23 protein-coding genes are annotated in these 18,199 nt (G+C 59.7%); 9 read left to right on the top strand and 14 right to left on the bottom strand.

From position 1 onward, the window contains the following. Window positions 1-44: 44 nt before the first annotated feature. The 7 genes from FEE99_RS20330 to FEE99_RS20300 form a co-directional block, all read right to left on the bottom strand. Window positions 45-407 carry a Na+/H+ antiporter subunit G gene (locus FEE99_RS20330; protein WP_041480808.1) on the bottom strand — a complete coding sequence of 121 codons (363 nt, stop codon included), beginning with the start codon at window positions 405-407 and terminating at the stop codon, window positions 45-47. Then, the gene (locus FEE99_RS20325) at window positions 404-682 is read right to left on the bottom strand and encodes a K+/H+ antiporter subunit F (protein WP_041480807.1); all 279 of its coding nucleotides are present in this window, start codon (window positions 680-682) and stop codon (window positions 404-406) included. The genes FEE99_RS20330 and FEE99_RS20325 overlap by 4 nt, the downstream gene beginning before the upstream one ends. Next, window positions 679-1,167 carry a Na+/H+ antiporter subunit E gene (locus tag FEE99_RS20320; RefSeq protein WP_041480806.1) on the bottom strand — a complete coding sequence of 163 codons (489 nt, stop codon included), beginning with the start codon at window positions 1,165-1,167 and terminating at the stop codon, window positions 679-681. The genes FEE99_RS20325 and FEE99_RS20320 overlap by 4 nt, the downstream gene beginning before the upstream one ends. After that, window positions 1,164-2,843, bottom strand: coding sequence for a monovalent cation/H+ antiporter subunit D (locus FEE99_RS20315; RefSeq protein ID WP_041480805.1), 1,680 nt, complete (start codon window positions 2,841-2,843; stop codon window positions 1,164-1,166). Before FEE99_RS20315 ends, FEE99_RS20320 begins: the two co-directional genes overlap by 4 nt. Further along, the gene (locus FEE99_RS20310; RefSeq protein ID WP_016775082.1) at window positions 2,840-3,184 is read right to left on the bottom strand and encodes a Na+/H+ antiporter subunit C; all 345 of its coding nucleotides are present in this window, start codon (window positions 3,182-3,184) and stop codon (window positions 2,840-2,842) included. The genes FEE99_RS20315 and FEE99_RS20310 overlap by 4 nt, the downstream gene beginning before the upstream one ends. Then, window positions 3,184-6,102: a monovalent cation/H+ antiporter subunit A gene (locus FEE99_RS20305; RefSeq protein WP_041480803.1), complete on the bottom strand. Its 2,919-nt coding sequence runs from the start codon at window positions 6,100-6,102 to the stop codon at window positions 3,184-3,186. The genes FEE99_RS20310 and FEE99_RS20305 overlap by 1 nt, the downstream gene beginning before the upstream one ends. 170 nt (window positions 6,103-6,272) lie before the next feature. Further along, on the bottom strand, window positions 6,273-7,208 hold the full coding sequence (locus FEE99_RS20300; protein ID WP_041480801.1) for a DMT family transporter: 936 nt from the start codon (window positions 7,206-7,208) through the stop codon (window positions 6,273-6,275). A gap of 85 nt (window positions 7,209-7,293) precedes the next feature. Between FEE99_RS20300 and FEE99_RS20295 the strand changes: the two genes are divergently transcribed. Together FEE99_RS20295 and FEE99_RS20290 are read left to right on the top strand one after the other, a co-directional pair. After that, on the top strand, window positions 7,294-7,857 hold the full coding sequence (locus tag FEE99_RS20295; protein WP_041480799.1) for a helix-turn-helix domain-containing protein: 564 nt from the start codon (window positions 7,294-7,296) through the stop codon (window positions 7,855-7,857). After that, window positions 7,858-9,261: an FAD/NAD(P)-binding protein gene (locus tag FEE99_RS20290; protein ID WP_041480798.1), complete on the top strand. Its 1,404-nt coding sequence runs from the start codon at window positions 7,858-7,860 to the stop codon at window positions 9,259-9,261. Window positions 9,262-9,463: 202 nt separating this feature from the next. Here the strand turns inward: FEE99_RS20290 and ppnN are convergent, their stop codons facing one another. Continuing rightward, entirely contained in the window at window positions 9,464-10,837 is a 1,374-nt protein-coding gene (gene ppnN / locus FEE99_RS20285; protein WP_041480796.1) for a nucleotide 5'-monophosphate nucleosidase PpnN, read from the bottom strand. A gap of 223 nt (window positions 10,838-11,060) precedes the next feature. Here ppnN and FEE99_RS20280 point away from each other — a divergent pair, with 223 nt between their 5' ends. Then, the gene (locus tag FEE99_RS20280; RefSeq protein WP_041480794.1) at window positions 11,061-11,588 is read left to right on the top strand and encodes a DUF3087 domain-containing protein; all 528 of its coding nucleotides are present in this window, start codon (window positions 11,061-11,063) and stop codon (window positions 11,586-11,588) included. Here FEE99_RS20280 and FEE99_RS20275 read toward each other — a convergent pair. Further along, the gene (locus tag FEE99_RS20275) at window positions 11,585-11,971 is read right to left on the bottom strand and encodes a DUF2784 domain-containing protein (protein WP_041480792.1); all 387 of its coding nucleotides are present in this window, start codon (window positions 11,969-11,971) and stop codon (window positions 11,585-11,587) included. The two genes, FEE99_RS20280 and FEE99_RS20275, sit on opposite strands and share 4 nt — an antisense overlap. A gap of 129 nt (window positions 11,972-12,100) precedes the next feature. Here FEE99_RS20275 and FEE99_RS20270 point away from each other — a divergent pair, with 129 nt between their 5' ends. After that, window positions 12,101-12,244 carry a hypothetical protein gene (locus tag FEE99_RS20270; RefSeq protein WP_164488351.1) on the top strand — a complete coding sequence of 48 codons (144 nt, stop codon included), beginning with the start codon at window positions 12,101-12,103 and terminating at the stop codon, window positions 12,242-12,244. A 44-nt stretch (window positions 12,245-12,288) separates the two neighbouring features. Here FEE99_RS20270 and FEE99_RS20265 read toward each other — a convergent pair whose 3' ends face one another. Together FEE99_RS20265 and FEE99_RS20260 are read right to left on the bottom strand one after the other, a co-directional pair. Then, window positions 12,289-12,561 carry a hypothetical protein gene (locus FEE99_RS20265; protein ID WP_041480791.1) on the bottom strand — a complete coding sequence of 91 codons (273 nt, stop codon included), beginning with the start codon at window positions 12,559-12,561 and terminating at the stop codon, window positions 12,289-12,291. Window positions 12,562-12,824: 263 nt separating this feature from the next. After that, a complete protein-coding gene (locus FEE99_RS20260) occupies window positions 12,825-13,505 on the bottom strand; it encodes an SOS response-associated peptidase (protein WP_041480789.1) in 681 nt (226 codons plus the stop codon). Window positions 13,506-13,703: 198 nt separating this feature from the next. Between FEE99_RS20260 and FEE99_RS20255 the strand changes: the two genes are divergently transcribed. Together FEE99_RS20255 and FEE99_RS20250 are read left to right on the top strand one after the other, a co-directional pair. Further along, window positions 13,704-14,603 (top strand): polysaccharide deacetylase family protein, encoded by a 900-nt coding sequence (locus FEE99_RS20255; RefSeq protein WP_041480942.1) that lies wholly within the window; start codon window positions 13,704-13,706, stop codon window positions 14,601-14,603. 105 nt (window positions 14,604-14,708) lie between these two features. Continuing rightward, entirely contained in the window at window positions 14,709-14,951 is a 243-nt protein-coding gene (locus FEE99_RS20250; protein WP_016775073.1) for a DUF1652 domain-containing protein, read from the top strand. 3 nt (window positions 14,952-14,954) lie between these two features. On the opposite strand, the gene FEE99_RS20245 is transcribed toward FEE99_RS20250, so the two are convergent. After that, on the bottom strand, window positions 14,955-15,317 hold the full coding sequence (locus FEE99_RS20245; protein ID WP_041480787.1) for an NUDIX hydrolase: 363 nt from the start codon (window positions 15,315-15,317) through the stop codon (window positions 14,955-14,957). A gap of 218 nt (window positions 15,318-15,535) precedes the next feature. Here FEE99_RS20245 and FEE99_RS20240 point away from each other — a divergent pair, with 218 nt between their 5' ends. Further along, window positions 15,536-15,733: a hypothetical protein gene (locus FEE99_RS20240; RefSeq protein WP_041480785.1), complete on the top strand. Its 198-nt coding sequence runs from the start codon at window positions 15,536-15,538 to the stop codon at window positions 15,731-15,733. 64 nt (window positions 15,734-15,797) lie between these two features. On the opposite strand, the gene FEE99_RS20235 is transcribed toward FEE99_RS20240, so the two are convergent. Then, entirely contained in the window at window positions 15,798-16,037 is a 240-nt protein-coding gene (locus FEE99_RS20235) for a hypothetical protein (RefSeq protein WP_041480783.1), read from the bottom strand. A gap of 184 nt (window positions 16,038-16,221) precedes the next feature. Between FEE99_RS20235 and FEE99_RS20230 the strand changes: the two genes are divergently transcribed. Continuing rightward, window positions 16,222-16,557, top strand: a complete 336-nt coding sequence (locus FEE99_RS20230) for a hypothetical protein (protein ID WP_041480781.1) — start codon at window positions 16,222-16,224, stop codon at window positions 16,555-16,557. A gap of 79 nt (window positions 16,558-16,636) precedes the next feature. After that, a complete protein-coding gene (locus FEE99_RS20225; RefSeq protein ID WP_041480779.1) occupies window positions 16,637-17,098 on the top strand; it encodes a DUF6338 family protein in 462 nt (153 codons plus the stop codon). 140 nt (window positions 17,099-17,238) lie between these two features. Here FEE99_RS20225 and FEE99_RS20220 read toward each other — a convergent pair whose 3' ends face one another. Beyond that, window positions 17,239-18,138 carry a LysR family transcriptional regulator gene (locus FEE99_RS20220; RefSeq protein ID WP_041480777.1) on the bottom strand — a complete coding sequence of 300 codons (900 nt, stop codon included), beginning with the start codon at window positions 18,136-18,138 and terminating at the stop codon, window positions 17,239-17,241. Window positions 18,139-18,199: the final 61 nt, after the last annotated feature.

Below are 18,199 nucleotides of genomic sequence, written 5' to 3'. Positions count from 1 at the left end.
CGCCCCCACATGGGAGAGCGCATTCCACGGGCGCTACATGATCATCAATTACCACTTTCAGTCTGACGACTGCTCACCTCAGCCGGCACATCATCCCCGGCCATCCGCTTGCGGAACAACGCCGCCCGCGCCAGCAGCAGGGTGGTCACTGGCACGGTGATGGCCAACAGAACCGGAATCAGCCAGGCATGCACCACTGGCCCGGACTTCAGCGCTGAAAAGCAGATGATCGACGCCAGTGCCACACACCAGGCACCGATTGTCGACGCCAGCGCTGGCGGATGCATACGCTGGAAGTAATCCTTCATGCGCAGCAATCCGGTTGCGCCCAGCAGGGTAAACACGCCGCTGAGCACCAGCAGGACCGCCACCGGAATCTCGACCCACAAAGACAATTCGGCATTCATTCGATCACCTCGCCACGCAGCAGGAATTTCGCCAGGGCAAACGAGCCGACGAAGCCGAACAGCGCAATCAGCAGCGCCGCTTCAAAGTAGGTATCACTGGCGTAGCGAATGCCCAGGGTCAGCATCATCAGCATGGCGACGATATACAGGTAATCCAGCGCCAGTACCCGATCCTGCGCTGACGGGCCTTTGAACAAGCGCACCAGCGTCAGCGTCATCGCCACGCAGTACAGAAACAACGTCAGCAGAATCGCATTCGACAGCAATGGGCTCATTCGAAAATCTCCATCAACGGTCGCTCGTAAGTGCTTTTGAAGTGCTCGATGAACTGCGCTTCGTCGTGCAGATCCCAAACGTGCAGCAACAGAACGCTGCGGTCCAGCGCCAGTTCCGACCATACGGTGCCGGGCACCACGGTGCAGATCATCGCCAGTGCCGCCAGACCATGAGCATCGCGCAGATCGAGCGGCACCTTGATAAAGCATGAGTTGGGCGGGCGCCGTCCGGCGTTGAGTACGCCCCAGGCGACGATCAGGTTGGACATGATCACGTCACGACCGACCAGGAGAAACAGGCGCAGCACGGCCATCGGATTGCGAATGCGCGCACGTTTCGGCCGCAATTTGCGCATCATCAGCGGCGCGGCGAAACCCAGCGCGGCACCGAGCAGCAGATTGCCCGGGCTGACGGACAGGTTCAGGGTCAGCCACAAGACCCACAGTGCCAGCGATAACCACGGTGCCGGGAACAGTCGATTCATGGCTGCACCTCGAGCATGTCGGCTCTGGCTTGCGGGCTCGGCACTGCCCGAGTGCCAAGCACCGCCAGCACATATTGCTGCGGATTGTTCAGCGCATCGGCCGTAGCCTGGGTGTAGCGCAACAGCGGTTCAGCCTTGAACGTCAGAACAATGCTCAGCCCGAGCAGCAGAAAAATCGGCGCGCATTCGAGTTTGCGCAGCAGTGGTGACGGGCGCTCCTCCGGCGTCCAGAAGCGCTGGATACCCAGGCGAGAGAAGGCCATGAGGGAGGCCAGACCGGTCAGGATCAACAGGGCCAGCAATCCCCATGCACCGGGAGGCAGCGGCGCCGCAGTGCCAAGTCCCAACGGGTTGAGCAATGCCCCGATCAGGCTGAGCTTGCCGATAAATCCGGAGAGCGGTGGCATGCCGATGATCAACAGCGCGCAGGCAATGAAGCTCAAACCGAGAAAGGCCATGGTCCACGGGATGACCTGACCGACCACGGCTTTCTGTTCGTCGTCGAGGTTGATGCCCTTGGGCGGTTGCAGCGATTCTTGCGGGCGCGGAAGCAGTTCGCTTTCGTCCTCCAGCGGAATTTCGTTGGCCGAGCGCGAGCGCTCGATCAGTTCGGCGAGCATGAACAATGCGCTCAGCGCCAGGGTCGAGCTGACCAGATAGAACAGCGCAGCGCCGATCAGGTTCGGCTGGGCGAAGCCGATCGCCGAGAGCAGGATCCCCGCCGACACCAGAATGCTCAGGCTGGCCATGCGCTCCAGGCGTTGCGCGGCGATAATCGCCAGCCCTGCGCAAGCCATGGTCGCCATGCCGCCGTAAATCAGCCAGTCGCCGCCGAAGAATGCCGAGGCGCCGGCCTGACCGGAAAACAACAGGGTCCACAAGCGCAGCAGGGTGTAGACGCCGACCTTGGTCATGATCGCGAACATTGCCGCCACCGGCGCGCTGGCGGATGAATAAGCCGGCACCAGCCAGAAGTTCAGCGGCCACATGCCAGCCTTGGCCAGAAACGCTACCGCAAGAATCCCCGCGCCAGCATGCAGCAAACCACGATCGGCTTCCGGCACCAGCGGAATCTTCATCGCCAGATCAGCCATGTTCAGCGTGCCGGTCACCCCGTAGATCAATGCAGCGCCGATCAAAAACAGTGACGATGCCAACAGGTTGATCGAAATGTAATGCAACCCCGACGACACCCGCGCCCGGCCCGAGCCGTGCAGCAACAAACCGTAGGATGCCGCGAGCAACACTTCGAAGAATACGAACAGGTTGAACAGATCCGCCGTCAGGAACGCGCCATACAGGCCCATCAGCTGGATCTGGAACAGAGCGTGAAAGCTTGAGCCGGCGCCGTCCCAGCGGGCCATGGCAAACAGCAACGCACTGACGCCGATAACGCCGGTCAGCACCAGCATCAGTGCCGACAGGCGATCAACCACCAGGACGATGCCGAACGGTGCCTGCCAGTTGCCCGGCAGGTACACACCGATGGAGCCGGGCACCCCGGTGGTCTGCGTCCATTGCAGTAGCATCACTGAAATGAACAAGCCGAGGAGGCTGGAGAACAGGTTGATTTTCGCCTTCAGCGGCCGGTGCTTCTCGCCGAGCATCAGCATGATTGCGGCGGTCAGCAGCGGCAGCAGGATCGGTGCGGCGATCAGGTGAGTCATCGCCATCATTCCTTAGGCTCCCGGCCGTCGACGTGGTCGGTGCCGGTCAAGCCGCGCGAGGCGAGCAATACGACGAGGAACAGCGCGGTCATGGCGAAGCTGATGACGATAGCCGTCAGTACCAGCGCCTGGGGCAGCGGGTCGGTGTAGTGCAGCAAGTCCTGGGTCACGCCGTCCTTGATCACCGGTTCCTTGCCGATGAACAGGCTGCCCATGCTGAAAATGAACAGGTTGACCGCATACGACAACAGACACAGGCCCATGACCACCTGAAAGGTACGCGGCCGCAGGATCAGCCAGACCCCGGACGCGGCGAGAATGCCGATGGCGATTGCGATGACTTCTTCCATCAGACGGCTCCTTTGCTGGCGACTGACTTGGGCAGCGAGGCCGTCTTGTGGCCGCGCACCGATTGGTGGGCGAGGGCGGTGAGAATCAGCAGCGTCGACCCGACCACCACGGCGTACACGCCGATGTCGAAGAACAGCGCACTGGCGATATGGATATCGCCCAGCAACGGCACGCTGATGTGCCAGGTGTGAGTGGTGAGGAACGGATAGCCGACCAGCATCGCACCGAGACCGGTGGCGGTGGCGAACAGCAGACCGGTGCCCATCCAGCGCAATGGGCGCAGGCTCATTTGCGCCTCGACCCACTGCGTGCCGGCAACCATGTATTGCAGGATAAAAGCCACCGACATCACCAGCCCGGCGACAAAACCGCCGCCCGGCTGATTGTGCCCGCGCATGAACAGGTAAAACGACACCACCAGCGCGACAGGCAGCAGCAGACGGACCAGTACCGCCGGCACCATCATAAAGCCGAGTGCCGTGTCGCTGGCCGAACGCGGGTTGACCAGATCGGTGACCACGTCCGGTGCCAGCAGGCGTTGCTGCGCCGGCAACTGCAGGCTTTCCTTCGGCGGGCGGAAGCGGCGCAGCAGGGCGAACACGGTGAGCGCCACGGCGACCAGCACGGTGATTTCGCCGAGTGTGTCGAAACCACGGAAGTCCACCAGCATCACGTTGACGACGTTGCTGCCGCCGCCCTCGGGCAGGGCGCGACTGAGGTAGAAAGAGGAAATGTGGTTCGGCGTCTGCCGGGTGAGCATGGCGTAGGACAAAAGCGCCATCCCCGCACCGACCGCAATCGACAGCAGCAAGTCGCGCAGACGACGGATACGCGCCTTGCGCAGGCTGCCTGGCAGTGGTGAGACTTCTTCGATGCGGCGCGGCAACCAGCGCAGACCAAGCAGCATCAACACCGTGGTCACCACTTCGACCGCCAGTTGCGTCAGCGCCAGATCCGGCGCGGAGAACCAGACGAAGGTCACGCAGGTCATCAGGCCACAGACGCTGACCATGGTCAGTGCAGCGAGACGGTGATATTTCGCCTGCCATGCGGCGCCAAGCGCACAGGCGATCGCCAACAGCCACAGGGTCACGAAGACGATGGAACCAGGTATTTTCGGCCGGTCGCCCCAGGTCAGCGTGCTGTGCAGCATCGGGATCAGACCGGCGAGCACGGCGGCCGAAACCATCAGGAACAGCTGCATCTGCAAGCGCTTGGTACCCAGGCGACGCTCGACGCGCCGGGCGATGCGCATCATTACGACCAGACTGCGCTCGAACAAACGCTTGCCGTTGAAGCGGCCGACCAGCGGCGGATACTTGAAATGGCCGAGCTTGAACTGCTTGCGCAGCAGCAGATAGAGGATGATGCCGCCGGACATGGCGATCAGGCTCATGATCATCGGTGCGTTCAAACCGTGCCAAATGGCCAGGCTGTATTCCGGCAACTCACCACCGACCACCGGCAGTGCCGCAGCGGCGAGTAATGGCCCGACGATCTGCGCCGGGAAAATCCCCACCAGCAGACAGGTGAAGACCAGCAACTCGACCGGGGCGCGCATCCAGCGCGGCGGCTCGTGCGGCGTGTGTGGCAGGTCAGTGGCGGTGGGGCCGAAGAACACGTCGACGGTGAATCGCAGGGAGTAGGCGACGCTGAACATGCCGGCGATGGTCGCGACGATCGGCAGACTGGTCTCGACCCACGCGGTGGCGTTGATGAACACGGTTTCGGCGAAGAACATTTCTTTCGACAGGAAACCGTTGAGCAGCGGCACGCCGGCCATTGAGGCACTGGCGACCATGGCCAGCGTCGCCGTATAGGGAATCAGTTTGATCAGACCGCTGAGCTTGCGGATGTCACGGGTGCCGCTTTCGTGGTCGATGATGCCGGCGGCCATGAACAGCGAGGCTTTGAACGTCGCGTGGTTGAGAATGTGAAAAACTGCTGCCACTGCGGCCAGTGAACTATTGAGGCCCAGGAGCAAAGTGATCAGACCGAGATGGCTGATGGTCGAGTAGGCCAGCAAACCTTTGAGATCGTTCTGGAACATCGCGCAGTACGCGCCAAGCAACAGTGTACAGGCGCCCGCTCCGCTGACGATGTAGAACCATTCCTCACTGCCGGACAGCGACGGCCACAGACGTGCCAAAAGGAAAACCCCGGCCTTGACCATGGTCGCCGAGTGCAGATAGGCCGAGACGGGCGTCGGTGCCGCCATCGCGTGGGGCAGCCAGAAGTGAAACGGGAATTGCGCGCTTTTGCTCAGCGCGCCGATCAGGATGAGTGGCAAGAGAACAGGGTAGAGGGCATGTGCGCGAATCAGATCGCCGGCGGCCAGGACCTTGTCCAGGTCATAGCTGCCGACGACATGGCCGAGAATCATGACCCCCGCCAGCAGACATAACCCGCCGGCACCGGTGACCATCAGCGCCATATAAGCCCCGCGCCGTGCATCGGCGCGGTGGTGCCAGTAGCCGATCAGCAGAAACGAAAAGAGGCTGGTCAATTCCCAGAAGAACACGATCTGAATCAGGTTGCCGGAGATCACCAGGCCAAGCATGGCGCCCATGAATGCCAGAAAAAATGCGAAAAAGCGCGGCACCGGATCGTCCGGCGACATGTAATAACGGGCATATAAGGAGACAAGTGTGCCGATGCCCAGCACCAGCATCGAGAACAGCCAGGCGAAGCCGTCCATGCGCAAAATGAAGTTCAGCCCGAGGCTGGGCAACCACATGAATTCTTCGCGGATCACGCCACCGTGGGCGATTTGCGGGTACAGCATCGCGACCTGAACGGTGCCGATCAAAGCGACCAGACCCGCCAGCAGCGATTCGGCATTGCGCGCATTGTGCGGCAGCACCGCTGCCAGACAGCTGCCGATGAACGGCAGAAGCAGTAGAACTATCAGGGACATAGGCTTCTAATCTGCGGAAGTTTGTGAAGCATCATACGTGCCAGCTCCCTGATCACCAAACGCGAGGATGTCTCAGAATCCTACAAAGTAGTCTGGAATTTTGTGTTTGGCGTTGTTTCAGGGGCAACAATGGTGCGGCGCTTTCGCGAGCAGCCAGAAAAGATTGCGGGTCACGCCTGCGTTTCTCGCTCCAACTCAGCTTCTGCCTCGGTGGTCCTTCCCTTGGTCTTCAACTCACTGACAATCACCGCCGCCACAATCAGCCCGGCGCCCACCAGTGCAATCGCCGGCAAGCGCTCTCCGGCAATCCGTCCGACAATCCCGGCCCACACCGGTTCACCGGCATAGATCAACGTCGCCCGAGTCGGCGAAACACTCTTCTGCGCCCAGTTCATTGCCACCTGAATCGCCGCACTTGCTGCGCCCAGACCCAAAGCGGTCACCAGCAACAACCAGGAAAATTCCGGAATCACTTCACCGGTCGAGACCACCAGCAAGAACGACAACACCGCCGTCACCGCCAGTTGCACCACCGTCACCCGCCGCACATCAACCTGCCCGGCGAAAGTGCTGATCAAAATGATTTCAGCAGCAATCGCAAAGGCGCTGATCAAGGTCGCAATTTCTCCCGGACTGAAATTCAACGCCGCCCCCGAGGGGCCGGACAACAACATCAGTCCGGCAAACGCCATCATGATCCCGATACTTGGCATCAACCCCGGACGCCGTCCCAGAACCAGCCATTGCAGCAGCGGCACAAACGGCACATACAGCGCGGTAATGAACGCCGACTGACTGCTCGGAATACTTTGCAGCCCGACCGTCTGAAGGCCGTAACCGAGCATGATCGCCACGCCGATGAACGACCCGGCCTTCACTTCGAACAAGGTCAGTTCGCGCAGATGACGCCAGGAGAACATCGCCACGATCGCCGCCGCGGCGGCAAAGCGCAGGCCGACAAAAAACATCGGGCCGCTGACCGTCATGGCATGTTGCACAATCAGAAACGTGCCGCCCCAGATCATGGTGATCAGCACCAGCACGCACTCGGCTTTGCTGAAGCGGGAAAAGCGGATTCGGGACGCAGAATTGTTTGGCGACATCATGACCTTGCGCACATTAAAAGGGAGGCCGCACAATGCCGCCAACGTTGCGCAGTATACTGCCCAACCCCACCGAGTGAGCAATATAGTGCACAAAGATTCGACTCAGCGAGCCTCCGTCCTGCAACACGTCAGCCAGAACGTTCGACGCCTGCGCCATGCGGCGGATATGAGCCAGACCGCACTGGCGGAAAAGTCCGGGGTCAGCCGACGGATGCTGGTGGCGATCGAGGCAGGCGAAAAGAATGTCAGCCTGACCACGCTTGATCGCGTCGCCGAAGCGCTCGACGTTGCGTTCAGTGATCTGATCCAGGCGCACGATGCGCGCGACCCGAGCCGGATCAATGAGGTTGCCTGGGCGGGCACGATTCCCGGCAGCAGAGCCGTGCTGCTGTCCAAAGCCACCGCGAGCCGCGAAGTCGAGCAATGGGAGTGGTGCCTGCAACCGGGCGAGGTTTATCCGTCGCAACCGGACGCCGATGGCTGGAGCGAGCAGATCTACGTATTTGAGGGTTGCCTGACGCTGATGCTCGGCGATCAGGCGCAACACATCAATAAAGGAGAGTTTTTCATGTTCGCCAGCAATCAACCGCATGCCTACCGCAACGATGGCGATGTGGCTGCGCGGTTCGTGCGTAATGTGGTGATCTGAATGGAGAAGCCTGCGGACATTCTGATCATCGGCGGCGGCCTCAGCGGCACGATGCTGGCAGTGCAATTGCTCCGGTTGCCGGGGCAACTAAAGATTCTCATCATCGAGCCTCGCGCTGAACTGGGACGTGGTGAGGCTTACAGCGCAGTCGAGTTGGGACATACGCTGAACGGCAACGCGGCGCGGATGAGCGTCGATCCGGATAATCCTGATGATCTGACGCAGTGGCTGACCGCGCATATTGCCGGCGGCGGCTGGCCGGAATCTGCCGAGCAGGATGTGCCGGTCAGTGAGCTGTTTCCGCCGCGCGGCCTGTTCGGGGTCTATGTGCAACAGCGTCTGGCTGAGGCCCGGGCGGTGGGCGCGCTGCAAGGTTCGACCGTAGAACACATCTGTGCTGAAGCCGTCGACTTGCAAAGCGGGACCGGCTCAATGCAGCTCACCTTGAGTGATGGCCGGATTTTGCGTGGATCGCAGGCGGTGCTGGCCACCGGCATGTTTCCCGCCGCCCGCACGCCGCAGACGCAGTCCAGTGGCCTTAATGCCGCCGCGCTTGATCCCTGGGATGTGGCGGCCATGCGCGAACTCGACCCGCAGTCCACCGTGCTGATCATCGGCTCCGGTCTGACCATGGTCGATGCCGTGGTGTCGCTGGAGCAGGCCGGCCATCGCGGGCCGATCGAGGTGTTCTCCCGGCATGGCCTGCTGCCGCACGTGCGCCGTCAACCGCCGGTCTGGGTGGATTTTCTGGCAGCAGATCACAGCATCCGCACGCCACGCCAGTTGGTGCGCGAATTGCGCCAACATTGTCGCGATGCAATCGACCAAGGCATCGACTGGCAGGCGCCGCTGGATACGGTTCGCGCGCATATCGCGCGGTTGTGGAGTCAGGCGACTGACGTGCAGCGTCGACAATTCGTACGGCATGTACGGCCATGGTGGGAGAGTCACCACCATCGTTCGCCGCCACTGAGTGCCGAGTTGATCGAACGGCTGCACAAGGAAGGACGCTTGCGCATTCACGCCGCGTCATTCAAGGGGATTGAGCCCGGCGCGGGCGATGCTGTGGCCATTCGCATCCGTCCTCGGGGTGAGACTGAAACAGGCGTGGTCAGCGGTGCAGCGCTGATCAACTCCAGCGGTATTGAATACGACTGGCGGCGAGTCGCACGACCGTTGCCGCAGCAGTTGCTGGCGCGGGGACTGGTGCGGCCGGGGCCGTTGGCGCTGGGGATCTCGGCAAAGGATGGCGCAGTGGTGGATGCCGAAGGGCGGGTGAGTAGTCAGCTGTTTGCCATGGGCCCGCCGTTGCGCGGGATGTGGTGGGAGAGTACGGCGGTGACGGACGTCGCTGCGCAGGCTAAAGCGTTGGCTCGGCGGTTGGTGGATAGCCTGAGAGACTGATGTGTTTTTCTTGGGCCTCTTCGCGAGCAGGCTCGCTCCCACAATGGGATTGAGGTTGTGACTACAATTTGCGGCACACCATAAATCCTGTGGGAGCGAGCTTGCTCGCGAAAGCGTCATCTGATTCAACGTCTCTGTTGAATGAAAGACCGCTATCGCTGGCAAGCCAGCTCCCACATTGGGCTTTTGTGACGGCTTGAGATTATGCGACGACCCGGTAGCAAGGCACATACGCCGCGCCACCCGGAAGTTTCATCCGGTGCTGGGCGACGAAGGCTTTGAGCAGTGCATCAAGCGGCTGCATGATCGCCGCATCGCCACGGATCTGATACGGCCCGTGCTCTTCGATCAGGCGAATGCCCTTGTCCTTGACGTTACCGGCGACGATCCCGGAAAACGCCCGACGCAGATTCGCCGCCAGTTCGTGCGGTGGCTGGTCGCGGTGCAGTTTCAGGTTGGCCATGTTTTCGTGGGTCGGATCGAACGGACGCTGAAAGCCCTCATCGATCTTCAACAGCCAGTTGAAATGGAACGCATCGTTACGCTCGCGGCGGAACTGCTTCACCGCTTTCAGGCCTTGAGTCATCTGCCGCGCTACTTCGGCCGGGTCGTCGATGATGATCTCGTAATGCTGTTTGGCTTCTTCGCCGAGGGTCGCGATGACAAACGCATCCAGCTGTTCCAGATACGGCGCGGCATGCTTCGGCCCGGTGAGGATCACCGGGAAGGGCAGGCCTGCGTTGTCCGGGTGCATCAGGATGCCGAGCAGGTACAGGAACTCTTCGGCCGTACCGGCGCCGCCCGGGAAAATGATGATGCCGTGGCCAACACGGACGAAGGCTTCCAGACGTTTTTCGATGTCCGGCAGGATCACCAGCTCATTGACGATCGGGTTCGGCGCTTCGGCGGCGATGATGCCTGGCTCGGTCAGGCCGAGGTAGCGACCGCCGTGAATGCGTTGTTTGGCATGGGCAATGGTCGCGCCCTTCATCGGACCTTTCATCACGCCAGGGCCGCAACCAGTGCAGATGTCGAGGCTGCGCAGGCCCAGCTCATGGCCGACTTTCTTGGTGTATTTGTATTCTTCGGTATTGATCGAGTGGCCGCCCCAGCACACCACAATCTTCGGCTCGACGCCCGGGCGCAGGGTGCGCGCGTTGCGCAGCAGATGGAACACGTAGTCGCTGATGCCTTGGGAATTGCTCAGGTCGATGCGCTGGCTGTCGAGTTCGTTCTCGGTGTAGACAATGTCGCGCAGGGCGCTGAAGAGCATTTCGCGGGTGCTGGCGATCATCTCGCCGTCGACGAACGCGTCGGCCGGAGCGTTCAGCAGCTCCAGGCGTACGCCGCGATCCTGTTGGTGAATACGGATTTCGAAGTCCTTGTAGGCTTCGAGGATGGTCTTGGCATTGTCGACATGCGCGCCGGTGTTGAGGATGGCCAGGGCGCACTGGCGGAAGAGGGTATAAGTGCTGCCGGATCCGGCTTCGCTCAGTTGCTGGACTTCACGTTGAGAAAGGGTTTCCAGACTGCCTTTCGGGCTGACCGAGGCATTGATTACGTGTCGTTGGGTCATGCAGTGATCCTTAAAACGATGTCATCCACAACGCAGCGGATGGCATCCGAATAGTGTGTATCCATGAATGAAGATGGCACGATCTGCGCTATACCGCCATGTCCCCGTTGGACGCTGAAAAGATGAAAAGGAGCCCCAGCATAGCTAAAACCCGGTGCGATGCGATAATGCGCCGGCGAGTTTTTTCCGTTGCGCGTTTTGTCACTCAAGGAAGTCATTTTCGATGTTCGAGATTCAGCCGATGGACCCCGCTACCTTTCGTCAGCAGACCCGCCGCAGCACGATCATCATCGCCGTGCTGTTCCTGCTGCTGGCCATGCTGTTTTCGTCTGTCGCGGTGGCGGTATTTGGCGAGCCCGATGGGGATAATCTGCGATTCAACGTGGGCGGGGTATTTGTGGCGTTTCTGCTGACGGCGGCGCTGTTGCGCGGACGTTTCTGGCATCAGACCTGGATGGCCCCGGCGGTGTACAGCTGGCGCCTCAAGCGCAATCTGATGAGCATCACCAATGTGCTGCATCAGGTAACAGCGGCGGCGCAGAACAACGATCCGACGGCGATGAAGGTGCTGCGTTTCTATCACTTGGGACTGCAGCAGATGCATGAGCTGGACGGCAACTCCAGCGATCATGGACAACTGCGTGACGAAGTCGCACAGCACAAGGCGCGGATGCAGGCGCTGGGCCTTGATCCTGACCAGCCACGCTTCGATCCGCAGTGGCTGGAAACGTTGAAACCGGCCTCGCGTTAAAACGGAATGCGCCGGGCGCGGCGCAGTTTCCATGAGCGCAGCAGTCGTGCGTACACCAACAGGTTGACCGCCAGTACCACGCTGCCAAGTGCCAGTTGAATCTGCGGCGTCAGACCGGCCGGGTAGATGATCGGCCAGATGTAATGCTCAATGAAACCGCCGGCGTATTCGGTCTGCCCGGCCGCGTGGCGCATGAGGTTTTCCCAGTAGGTCAACGGACAAGTCAGGTGCAACACCTCGACCGCTACGCCCCAGGCGGCCGCCGGCAAGTGCAGCCACATCAATCGTGGCCAGCGCAGCACCAGCAGCCCGCCGAACAGTACGAACAAGATGAAACACAAGTGAAACAGCACCAGCCCGTCGGCGGCGATTCGGTACAGCATGGCGTCTTCCTGACGTAAGGGGAGATGGCGCTATGGTACGCCGCGCGGGACAAAATGCGTTGGTGAATCTGGGCGCGCAAAAGTGTTCTACCCTTTAACGATCATCAACTGTTCTGAGGTGAGGTGCACATGGCAACTGAGCAAACGCGTGCGGAAGATGATGAGCCAACGGAAGAAGAAATCGAGCAGCAGAAGAGGCAGGAAAAAACCTGGAAGCATGATGACAGCCGCGAGCTGTCGGACCGCGATCAGGAGCGTCCTCTGAAACCTTGAACAGCGCATACGAAGAGCCCCGCAGCAGCGGGGCTCTTCGCGTTTCAGAAGTCTTCCAGCTGCGTGAAATCCGGGTAGGTCGCTCGATACCCCAACGTTCGATCGATCCACGCATTGAGCTCATTGACCATCACCGGCGGATGGCCGGGATAACCCTCGAGGGTGCTGCGCAGGGTGCGTTCGATATCGGGCACGCTGTGCAGGTTTCGGGTCTTGATGTAATGGCCGATAAAACAGTCGAGTTCCAGGCGTTCTGTCTTGGACAGATGGACACACTTCAGGCCGCTGACCTGTTTGATTGCAAAATCGTCGCTCACTTATTTCTCTGCAAGGCTTGAAAGTTGTTGATGGATTCCTGATTTCTTTGACTCTTTGGTCAACTGGTATACCAATCGGAAAGGCGGCGCGCATGCTATCCGCAGCGCGGGGAAATGTATGTATGACTGTCGAAATGTCTGACAGGCGGTTGATTCGCTCAAACGGCTGTTTTACGGAGGTTGTATCGCGGTTGAAACACTTTTTGTAACGCGCGGGATTCAGTGACGGGCTCGCTTGATTAACGCAGCAGTGAAGTAATTATTTAGTCGACTCGTTCTATCAATTGCGCACCTTGATTACGCGTATTACCGACCGCTTTGCCGACTTTGTACCATTCGAAGGCATCACTGGGCTCGCCTTCAAACAGCAGCATCTGCTCGGCGCGTTCCAGCGGCGTAGCCGGATCAAGCCATTCCCGAGCCCGCGTCGAATCGAAGACCACCGGGCGGCGATCGTGAATATCGAGGAGGCCGCCCAGGCTGTCAGCGGTGATGATGACGAACCCGTCGTCCTCCCTCGGCGCAACCCCCGGTGCCGGAAACTGGCCGATACCAGCACAGAAAACCGGAGCCTGATCCGCCCGACGAATCAACCAGGGCTGTCGGGATTTTTCTCCGGTATCAACCCACTCAAACCAGTTGTCGACCGGCACAATCAGCCGCTGCCGCCAGATCGCCCGGAAGAACGCGCCGTGGGCGACTTTTTCCACCCGTGCGTTGATGGGCGCGGCACGATCCTTGGCCCAATGCGGCCGCCAGCCCCAGCGCAGATTGTCGGCATGAATGGCCTGTTCGTGCTGGTGCAGAACCGCCAGCGCAGTGGTGGGCGCTGCGTTGTAGCGATTGAGCGGCGCATCGCCAACGTGATTGATCAACGCATCGGGGATGCTGAGCACCGCGACGAAATCGTGAATCCCACGGTACTGCGTGAGTCTTCCGCACATGGCTGAAATCTCCTAGAGGAAATTTGAGTCTAGTCGGACATGCCGATGTGCCTGGCCGATGACGCACTGGAACCAGCACCGGAACCAAACCCTGTGTACCTTATCCAACCTGCGCTCGCGGATAGCCGCGCAGGGATGGACAAAGGCGAGGGAGGTTTGCCATTCGACAACACCACGGCCGCGGCCTCGGGGCAAGACATGACATCCGGATGCAAACTTCTTTGTGTTGCGCTCATCGCGCTCGGTCTGGCCGGTTGCATCGCCGCGCCGATTGAAATGACCACGCAAACCGAAACGCGCCTGAAGGCTCAGGCCCCCGTACGTTTTCTCCTGACGTTTGACGATGGCCCCAGCGCTTCAGGGTTGTGGAATCCCACGGCGACGGTGCTCGACAGCCTCAAAAGCAATCCGCTGCAGGCAGACATCAAAGCCGTGTTTTTCGTGCAGACCCGAGCACCCAGGGCAGGCAACAGCGAGATCGGCCGCAGCCTGATGCGTCGTGAACACGCCGAGGGGCATATTCTCGCCTTTCACACCGCAACCCACTGGCACACCAACCATCGCTCGCTCGACTCGCAAGAGCTGGAGCAATCGCTGACCGATGGCAGCGCTGACATTGCCGCCATCACCGGAGCGCCGCCCAAGCTGTTGCGCCCGCCGTTCTGGAACTACGACAAGCGCACATTTGCGGCCTATCAAAAACACGGCTTGCACGTCTTGCTCACGGACCTGAGTGCCAACGACGGCAAGATCTGGGGCTTCAACGCCAGCCCTCGGCGTCGGGCGAACATGCTGCGGCAGTTATCGGAAGTGCGCGAGCGCATCGCCGTGGGTCAATTGCCGACCGTGGATGGCGTGATTCCGGTCGTGGTGACGTTCCATGATCTCAATCGCTACACCGCGCGCCATACTCGCGAATATCTGCAGATTCTGCTCGACAGCGCTGCGGCGAGCGGGGTCAGACTCGCCGACAAGCCGTTCTACGACGATCAGGCCGCGCTGCAAAAAGCTGCGCTGGCGCGTACGGTTCAGCAAAGCGCTGAGCCGGTGAATCTGCCCGGAATGTGGAACTGGATCTGGGATCACGACGCGCATTGAATGGCGTGAGTGAGTTGTGATCGGCTTGGCATTCCCGAGCGGGCAATTAACAGACCGTGGGTCTATGCTCGATGGATCGATTCTCCGCCTGCGAGGCGCCCGTCCATGCTTGCCATTGCCGATATTTGCCGGATCGTCGAGTCAGGCTTCCCCACGTTCAAGTGTGATTGCACACCGACCGGACAAGGTCTGTTGCGGATCAAGGTGTATGAGCCGGGCAGTGGGCGTGTCGAGTTGTTGCTCGACGGCGTTTCTCCCGAACATCTGGTGACGATTCGCGATATTTCCAATTTCATCGGTGAGTTGCGCACGGAAATCAGCGCCGGTCGCCGGGCGTTCGCCGGCTGATCGTTATAAACGCCGTTGAAAGGCCTGCACGATGCGCCGTGTCGCGTCATTGGTTTCAAGATTGTGCAGGGCATCGAGCGGATACCAGATGCAATCGACGATTTCATTCTGCGGGCGCACATCGTCGATATTGATGACCGAAGCCTCATAAACATGATGTCGCGTACTGCCTGCCTGCAGATCCATCAAGTACAGGACGTCCTCGGCATTCAGCCCGGTTTCTTCTTCCAGCTCGCGAACGGCAGCCGCCGCGCGGGTTTCCCCGGGCTCGATCTTGCCTCCGGGCAGCGACCAGTGATGGCGGGGTTTGCGCACCAGGAGGATATGCCGATCCTGTTCGCAAATGACGGTAGCGCGTACTTTCATGAATCCCCTGCTGATACTTGTCATAAAACTGTAATTAAACTGCAATATTCGAGCCGCAGGCGGTTTTAAAGGTTCCTTCTTGATTCTGAGCCATTTGCATAGCAAAAAGTGCCAGTGAATTGACATGTGCCAGGGTGAATCCGGTTCACACCGCAGCGGGGAGCGGGTGTAAGGTAAGCCCGTACACCAAAAACACCGTTGGCAAAAGGGAGGTGCTCATGAGCATTCCAATGCTGAACAAGCTGCACATGAATGGTTACGATGTGCTCAGTGTGAACAACGGCCCGTGGCGGGTCTGCACCCAGGGCGACCGATTGGCGTCATTCACCAGCAGAGAGGAGGCGATGGCCTATGCGGCAGCGCTTCCTGGTTACAAGCAACGCCCCAAACGGGTGCAAAGCCAGAACTTCAGTTGATGCGTTATAACGAAAGAGCCCCGGTTTCGACCGGGGCTTCTTATTTGTGGCTTTGGAACGCTTGTCAGTGCACCTTGATTCGGCTGATGGTCCGGGCTTTTACCTCCTTGGCATAGATCTGCAATCTCTCTTCGTCGCTTTGCAGGATTTCGCACGACCGCAATACGGTCTGGGCGTCTGCCTCGTTGCCGGATTTACGCAGTTGTTCGGCAATGCGTTTGAGGTCGACCGCCGACCACCTCAGGTCTGACGCCACGCTTTGCAAATCCCGTTGAAGTTCGTGTTCGTATTCATTGAGCCGCATGATCACCTCCTGAACGTTCTCGGTAGAAAAGAGTAGTCGCATTTTTCCGGATGCGGCCAAGTCATCTGACGCCCGGCTGAACCGATGTGAAAAATTGTCCAAACGCCGGTAACGGCGGGTTGCCACGATGGATGTGCAAGCAGTTAAACGGTACATTCAGCTTTTTTCCGCACAGGTAAACAACATGCGCGTATGGATCGGCAGTCTGGCACTGGCTCTGTTGACGGGGTGCTCGTTACCGGCGTCGCTGGTGCCGGGCGAGCCAAACCTCAGCAAGACCAGTGACAAGCCACCCAAGGAATATGCTGCGTGTTTGTTACCGTTGTGGCAGAAAGACGTGGCCAAGACTTCGCAGACGTCGATTTCCAACGGCTACCGGATTACCGCGCCGAGCATTATCACGGCGGATGAGATTCTCGATATCGTCAAATACAAGGACGGCAGCAAGGTGTCCCTCTACCAAGGGCCGCCGTGGGCCAAGTCCGGATCGCTGCGCCAATCGGTGCGTGATTGCCTGTAACCGGGCGCCCGGATCTCAAAAAAGGCAGACACCGAAGTTCGGTGTCTGCCTTTTTTCATCGGATGGAGACTCCACATTTGTGATTCAGGGCGCGGTGTTGGCGGTGGGCAACCTCTGTTTGTGGATTGGCTCGAAGGGTTTTTCAATAGGAAACTGGGATGATCGGGCGCAAACGCTCTGGGCATTTGTGTTTTCGCTGATGCTGGGATTGTTTGCCTGTTACCTGGCAACGAGTGACAAATTGCACGGCTGGTTACGTAAGCGAAACGTCACGAAACAATCTTCTTTCCCCAGTGAATGGTTCTGCGCCTTTGCCCAATTCGACCGGTTCATAACCCTGCATTTACATGACGAGAGGCGCGTGTTTGGCTGGCCTGTCGAGTGGCCGTCCGAATCCAGTTGCGGCCAGTTCGTGATGCAGAATCCACGTTGGGTCAATGACGATGGCAAGTCGACTCCTTTTGGTGCCGAAATTTTGCTGATAGATTCCGCGCAAGTTAAGTGGGTTGAATTCAGCCCGGTATCAGAGGGTTCATCATGACGACTGCAAGAGCACCGCGACCAATGCCAAAGCAATACGAACGCCTGTTCACAGTGCCTGACGGCAAGCCGCTGGAGGAGCCGTTGATCAAAGCCCCGAGCGCTCCGCCTCCGCTCAAATACAGGTTGCCACAATAATTTTCAGCCCCAACCCTGCACCACCGCCCGGCGAATCGCCTCCAGCAACATCGCGAACGCCGGGTTGTCATTGTTCTCCCGCCAGATCAGATGCAGTTCGCTTTGCACCCCTTCGCCCAGATCGATCTCGCGAAATACCACATTCCTGAACACCACGCTGGTCGCGCAACGCGGTACCAGCGCCAGACCCATGCCAGCGTTGACCAGCGCCAGAATCGTCAGCGACGAGCCCAGCCACTGCACGTAATCCGGCGCCACCCGCGCTGAGCGTAGCGTGCCGGTCAACAGTTCGTTGAACGGCGGATAGGCTTCATGGGAGTACATCAGGAACGGTTGTTTATCCAGATCGGCGACAGACACTTCAGTCGCGTTTGCCAACTTGTGCCCGCTGGGCACTGCCAGCACAAATGGTTCGCGCACCAGGCATTCGGTGGCATAGCCCGGTTCCTGCAATGGCGCCCGTGCGATGCCCAGGTCGATACGGCGAGCTCGCAACGCCTCGTGCTGTTGATAGGTGTTCATCTCTGCCAGATCGATTTTCACCTGGGGCTGTTTAAGTCGCGCTTCGGCGATCACCTTGGGCAGAAACTCATACACCGCGCTGCCGACAAACGCGATGTTTACCGAACCAATATCGCCCTCGGCAAACCGGCGTGCGGTGATCGCTGCTTGCTGGGCGCGCTCCAGCAGATTCTGCGCTTCAACGAAAAATGCCCGGCCTGCCGCCGTCAGCGCAACGCTGCGTGTGCTGCGGGTGAACAGCGCGACGCCAAGGTGATGCTCCAGCAACTGGATCTGCCGACTCAGCGGCGGCTGTGTCATGTTCAGACGCTCGGCGGCGCGGCGGAAGTTGAGTTCGGTGGCGACCGTGGTAAAGCAGCGCAGTTGGGTGAGTTCGAACATTGATCTAATCCGGGTATCAATCGAATGCCTGTTTAGATTAGACGGGATCAATGCACGACGT

This window comes from Pseudomonas sp. ef1 (genome assembly GCF_007293365.2).
GTDB lineage: Bacteria > Pseudomonadota > Gammaproteobacteria > Pseudomonadales > Pseudomonadaceae > Aquipseudomonas > Aquipseudomonas siliginis.
The sequence above is the reverse complement of the archived record's forward strand: the minus strand, read 5'-3'. Positions and strand labels throughout refer to the sequence as shown.

Coding starts and splice junctions, on each gene's coding strand:
- FEE99_RS20270 (WP_164488351.1), top strand. CDS start 12,101: ATGGCAACTGAGCAAACGCGTGCGGAAGATGATGAGCCAACGGAAGAA.
- ppnN (WP_041480796.1), bottom strand. CDS start 10,837: ATGACCCAACGACACGTAATCAATGCCTCGGTCAGCCCGAAAGGCAGT.
- FEE99_RS20255 (WP_041480942.1), top strand. CDS start 13,704: ATGACATCCGGATGCAAACTTCTTTGTGTTGCGCTCATCGCGCTCGGT.
- FEE99_RS20250 (WP_016775073.1), top strand. CDS start 14,709: ATGCTTGCCATTGCCGATATTTGCCGGATCGTCGAGTCAGGCTTCCCC.
- FEE99_RS20230 (WP_041480781.1), top strand. CDS start 16,222: ATGCGCGTATGGATCGGCAGTCTGGCACTGGCTCTGTTGACGGGGTGC.
- FEE99_RS20300 (WP_041480801.1), bottom strand. CDS start 7,208: ATGATGTCGCCAAACAATTCTGCGTCCCGAATCCGCTTTTCCCGCTTC.
- FEE99_RS20220 (WP_041480777.1), bottom strand. CDS start 18,138: ATGTTCGAACTCACCCAACTGCGCTGCTTTACCACGGTCGCCACCGAA.
- FEE99_RS20260 (WP_041480789.1), bottom strand. CDS start 13,505: ATGTGCGGAAGACTCACGCAGTACCGTGGGATTCACGATTTCGTCGCG.
- FEE99_RS20325 (WP_041480807.1), bottom strand. CDS start 682: ATGAGCCCATTGCTGTCGAATGCGATTCTGCTGACGTTGTTTCTGTAC.
- FEE99_RS20290 (WP_041480798.1), top strand. CDS start 7,858: ATGGAGAAGCCTGCGGACATTCTGATCATCGGCGGCGGCCTCAGCGGC.
- FEE99_RS20240 (WP_041480785.1), top strand. CDS start 15,536: ATGAGCATTCCAATGCTGAACAAGCTGCACATGAATGGTTACGATGTG.
- FEE99_RS20245 (WP_041480787.1), bottom strand. CDS start 15,317: ATGAAAGTACGCGCTACCGTCATTTGCGAACAGGATCGGCATATCCTC.
- FEE99_RS20275 (WP_041480792.1), bottom strand. CDS start 11,971: ATGCTGTACCGAATCGCCGCCGACGGGCTGGTGCTGTTTCACTTGTGT.
- FEE99_RS20320 (WP_041480806.1), bottom strand. CDS start 1,167: ATGAATCGACTGTTCCCGGCACCGTGGTTATCGCTGGCACTGTGGGTC.
- FEE99_RS20280 (WP_041480794.1), top strand. CDS start 11,061: ATGTTCGAGATTCAGCCGATGGACCCCGCTACCTTTCGTCAGCAGACC.
- FEE99_RS20310 (WP_016775082.1), bottom strand. CDS start 3,184: ATGGAAGAAGTCATCGCAATCGCCATCGGCATTCTCGCCGCGTCCGGG.
- FEE99_RS20315 (WP_041480805.1), bottom strand. CDS start 2,843: ATGATGGCGATGACTCACCTGATCGCCGCACCGATCCTGCTGCCGCTG.
- FEE99_RS20305 (WP_041480803.1), bottom strand. CDS start 6,102: ATGTCCCTGATAGTTCTACTGCTTCTGCCGTTCATCGGCAGCTGTCTG.
- FEE99_RS20235 (WP_041480783.1), bottom strand. CDS start 16,037: ATGCGGCTCAATGAATACGAACACGAACTTCAACGGGATTTGCAAAGC.
- FEE99_RS20330 (WP_041480808.1), bottom strand. CDS start 407: ATGAATGCCGAATTGTCTTTGTGGGTCGAGATTCCGGTGGCGGTCCTG.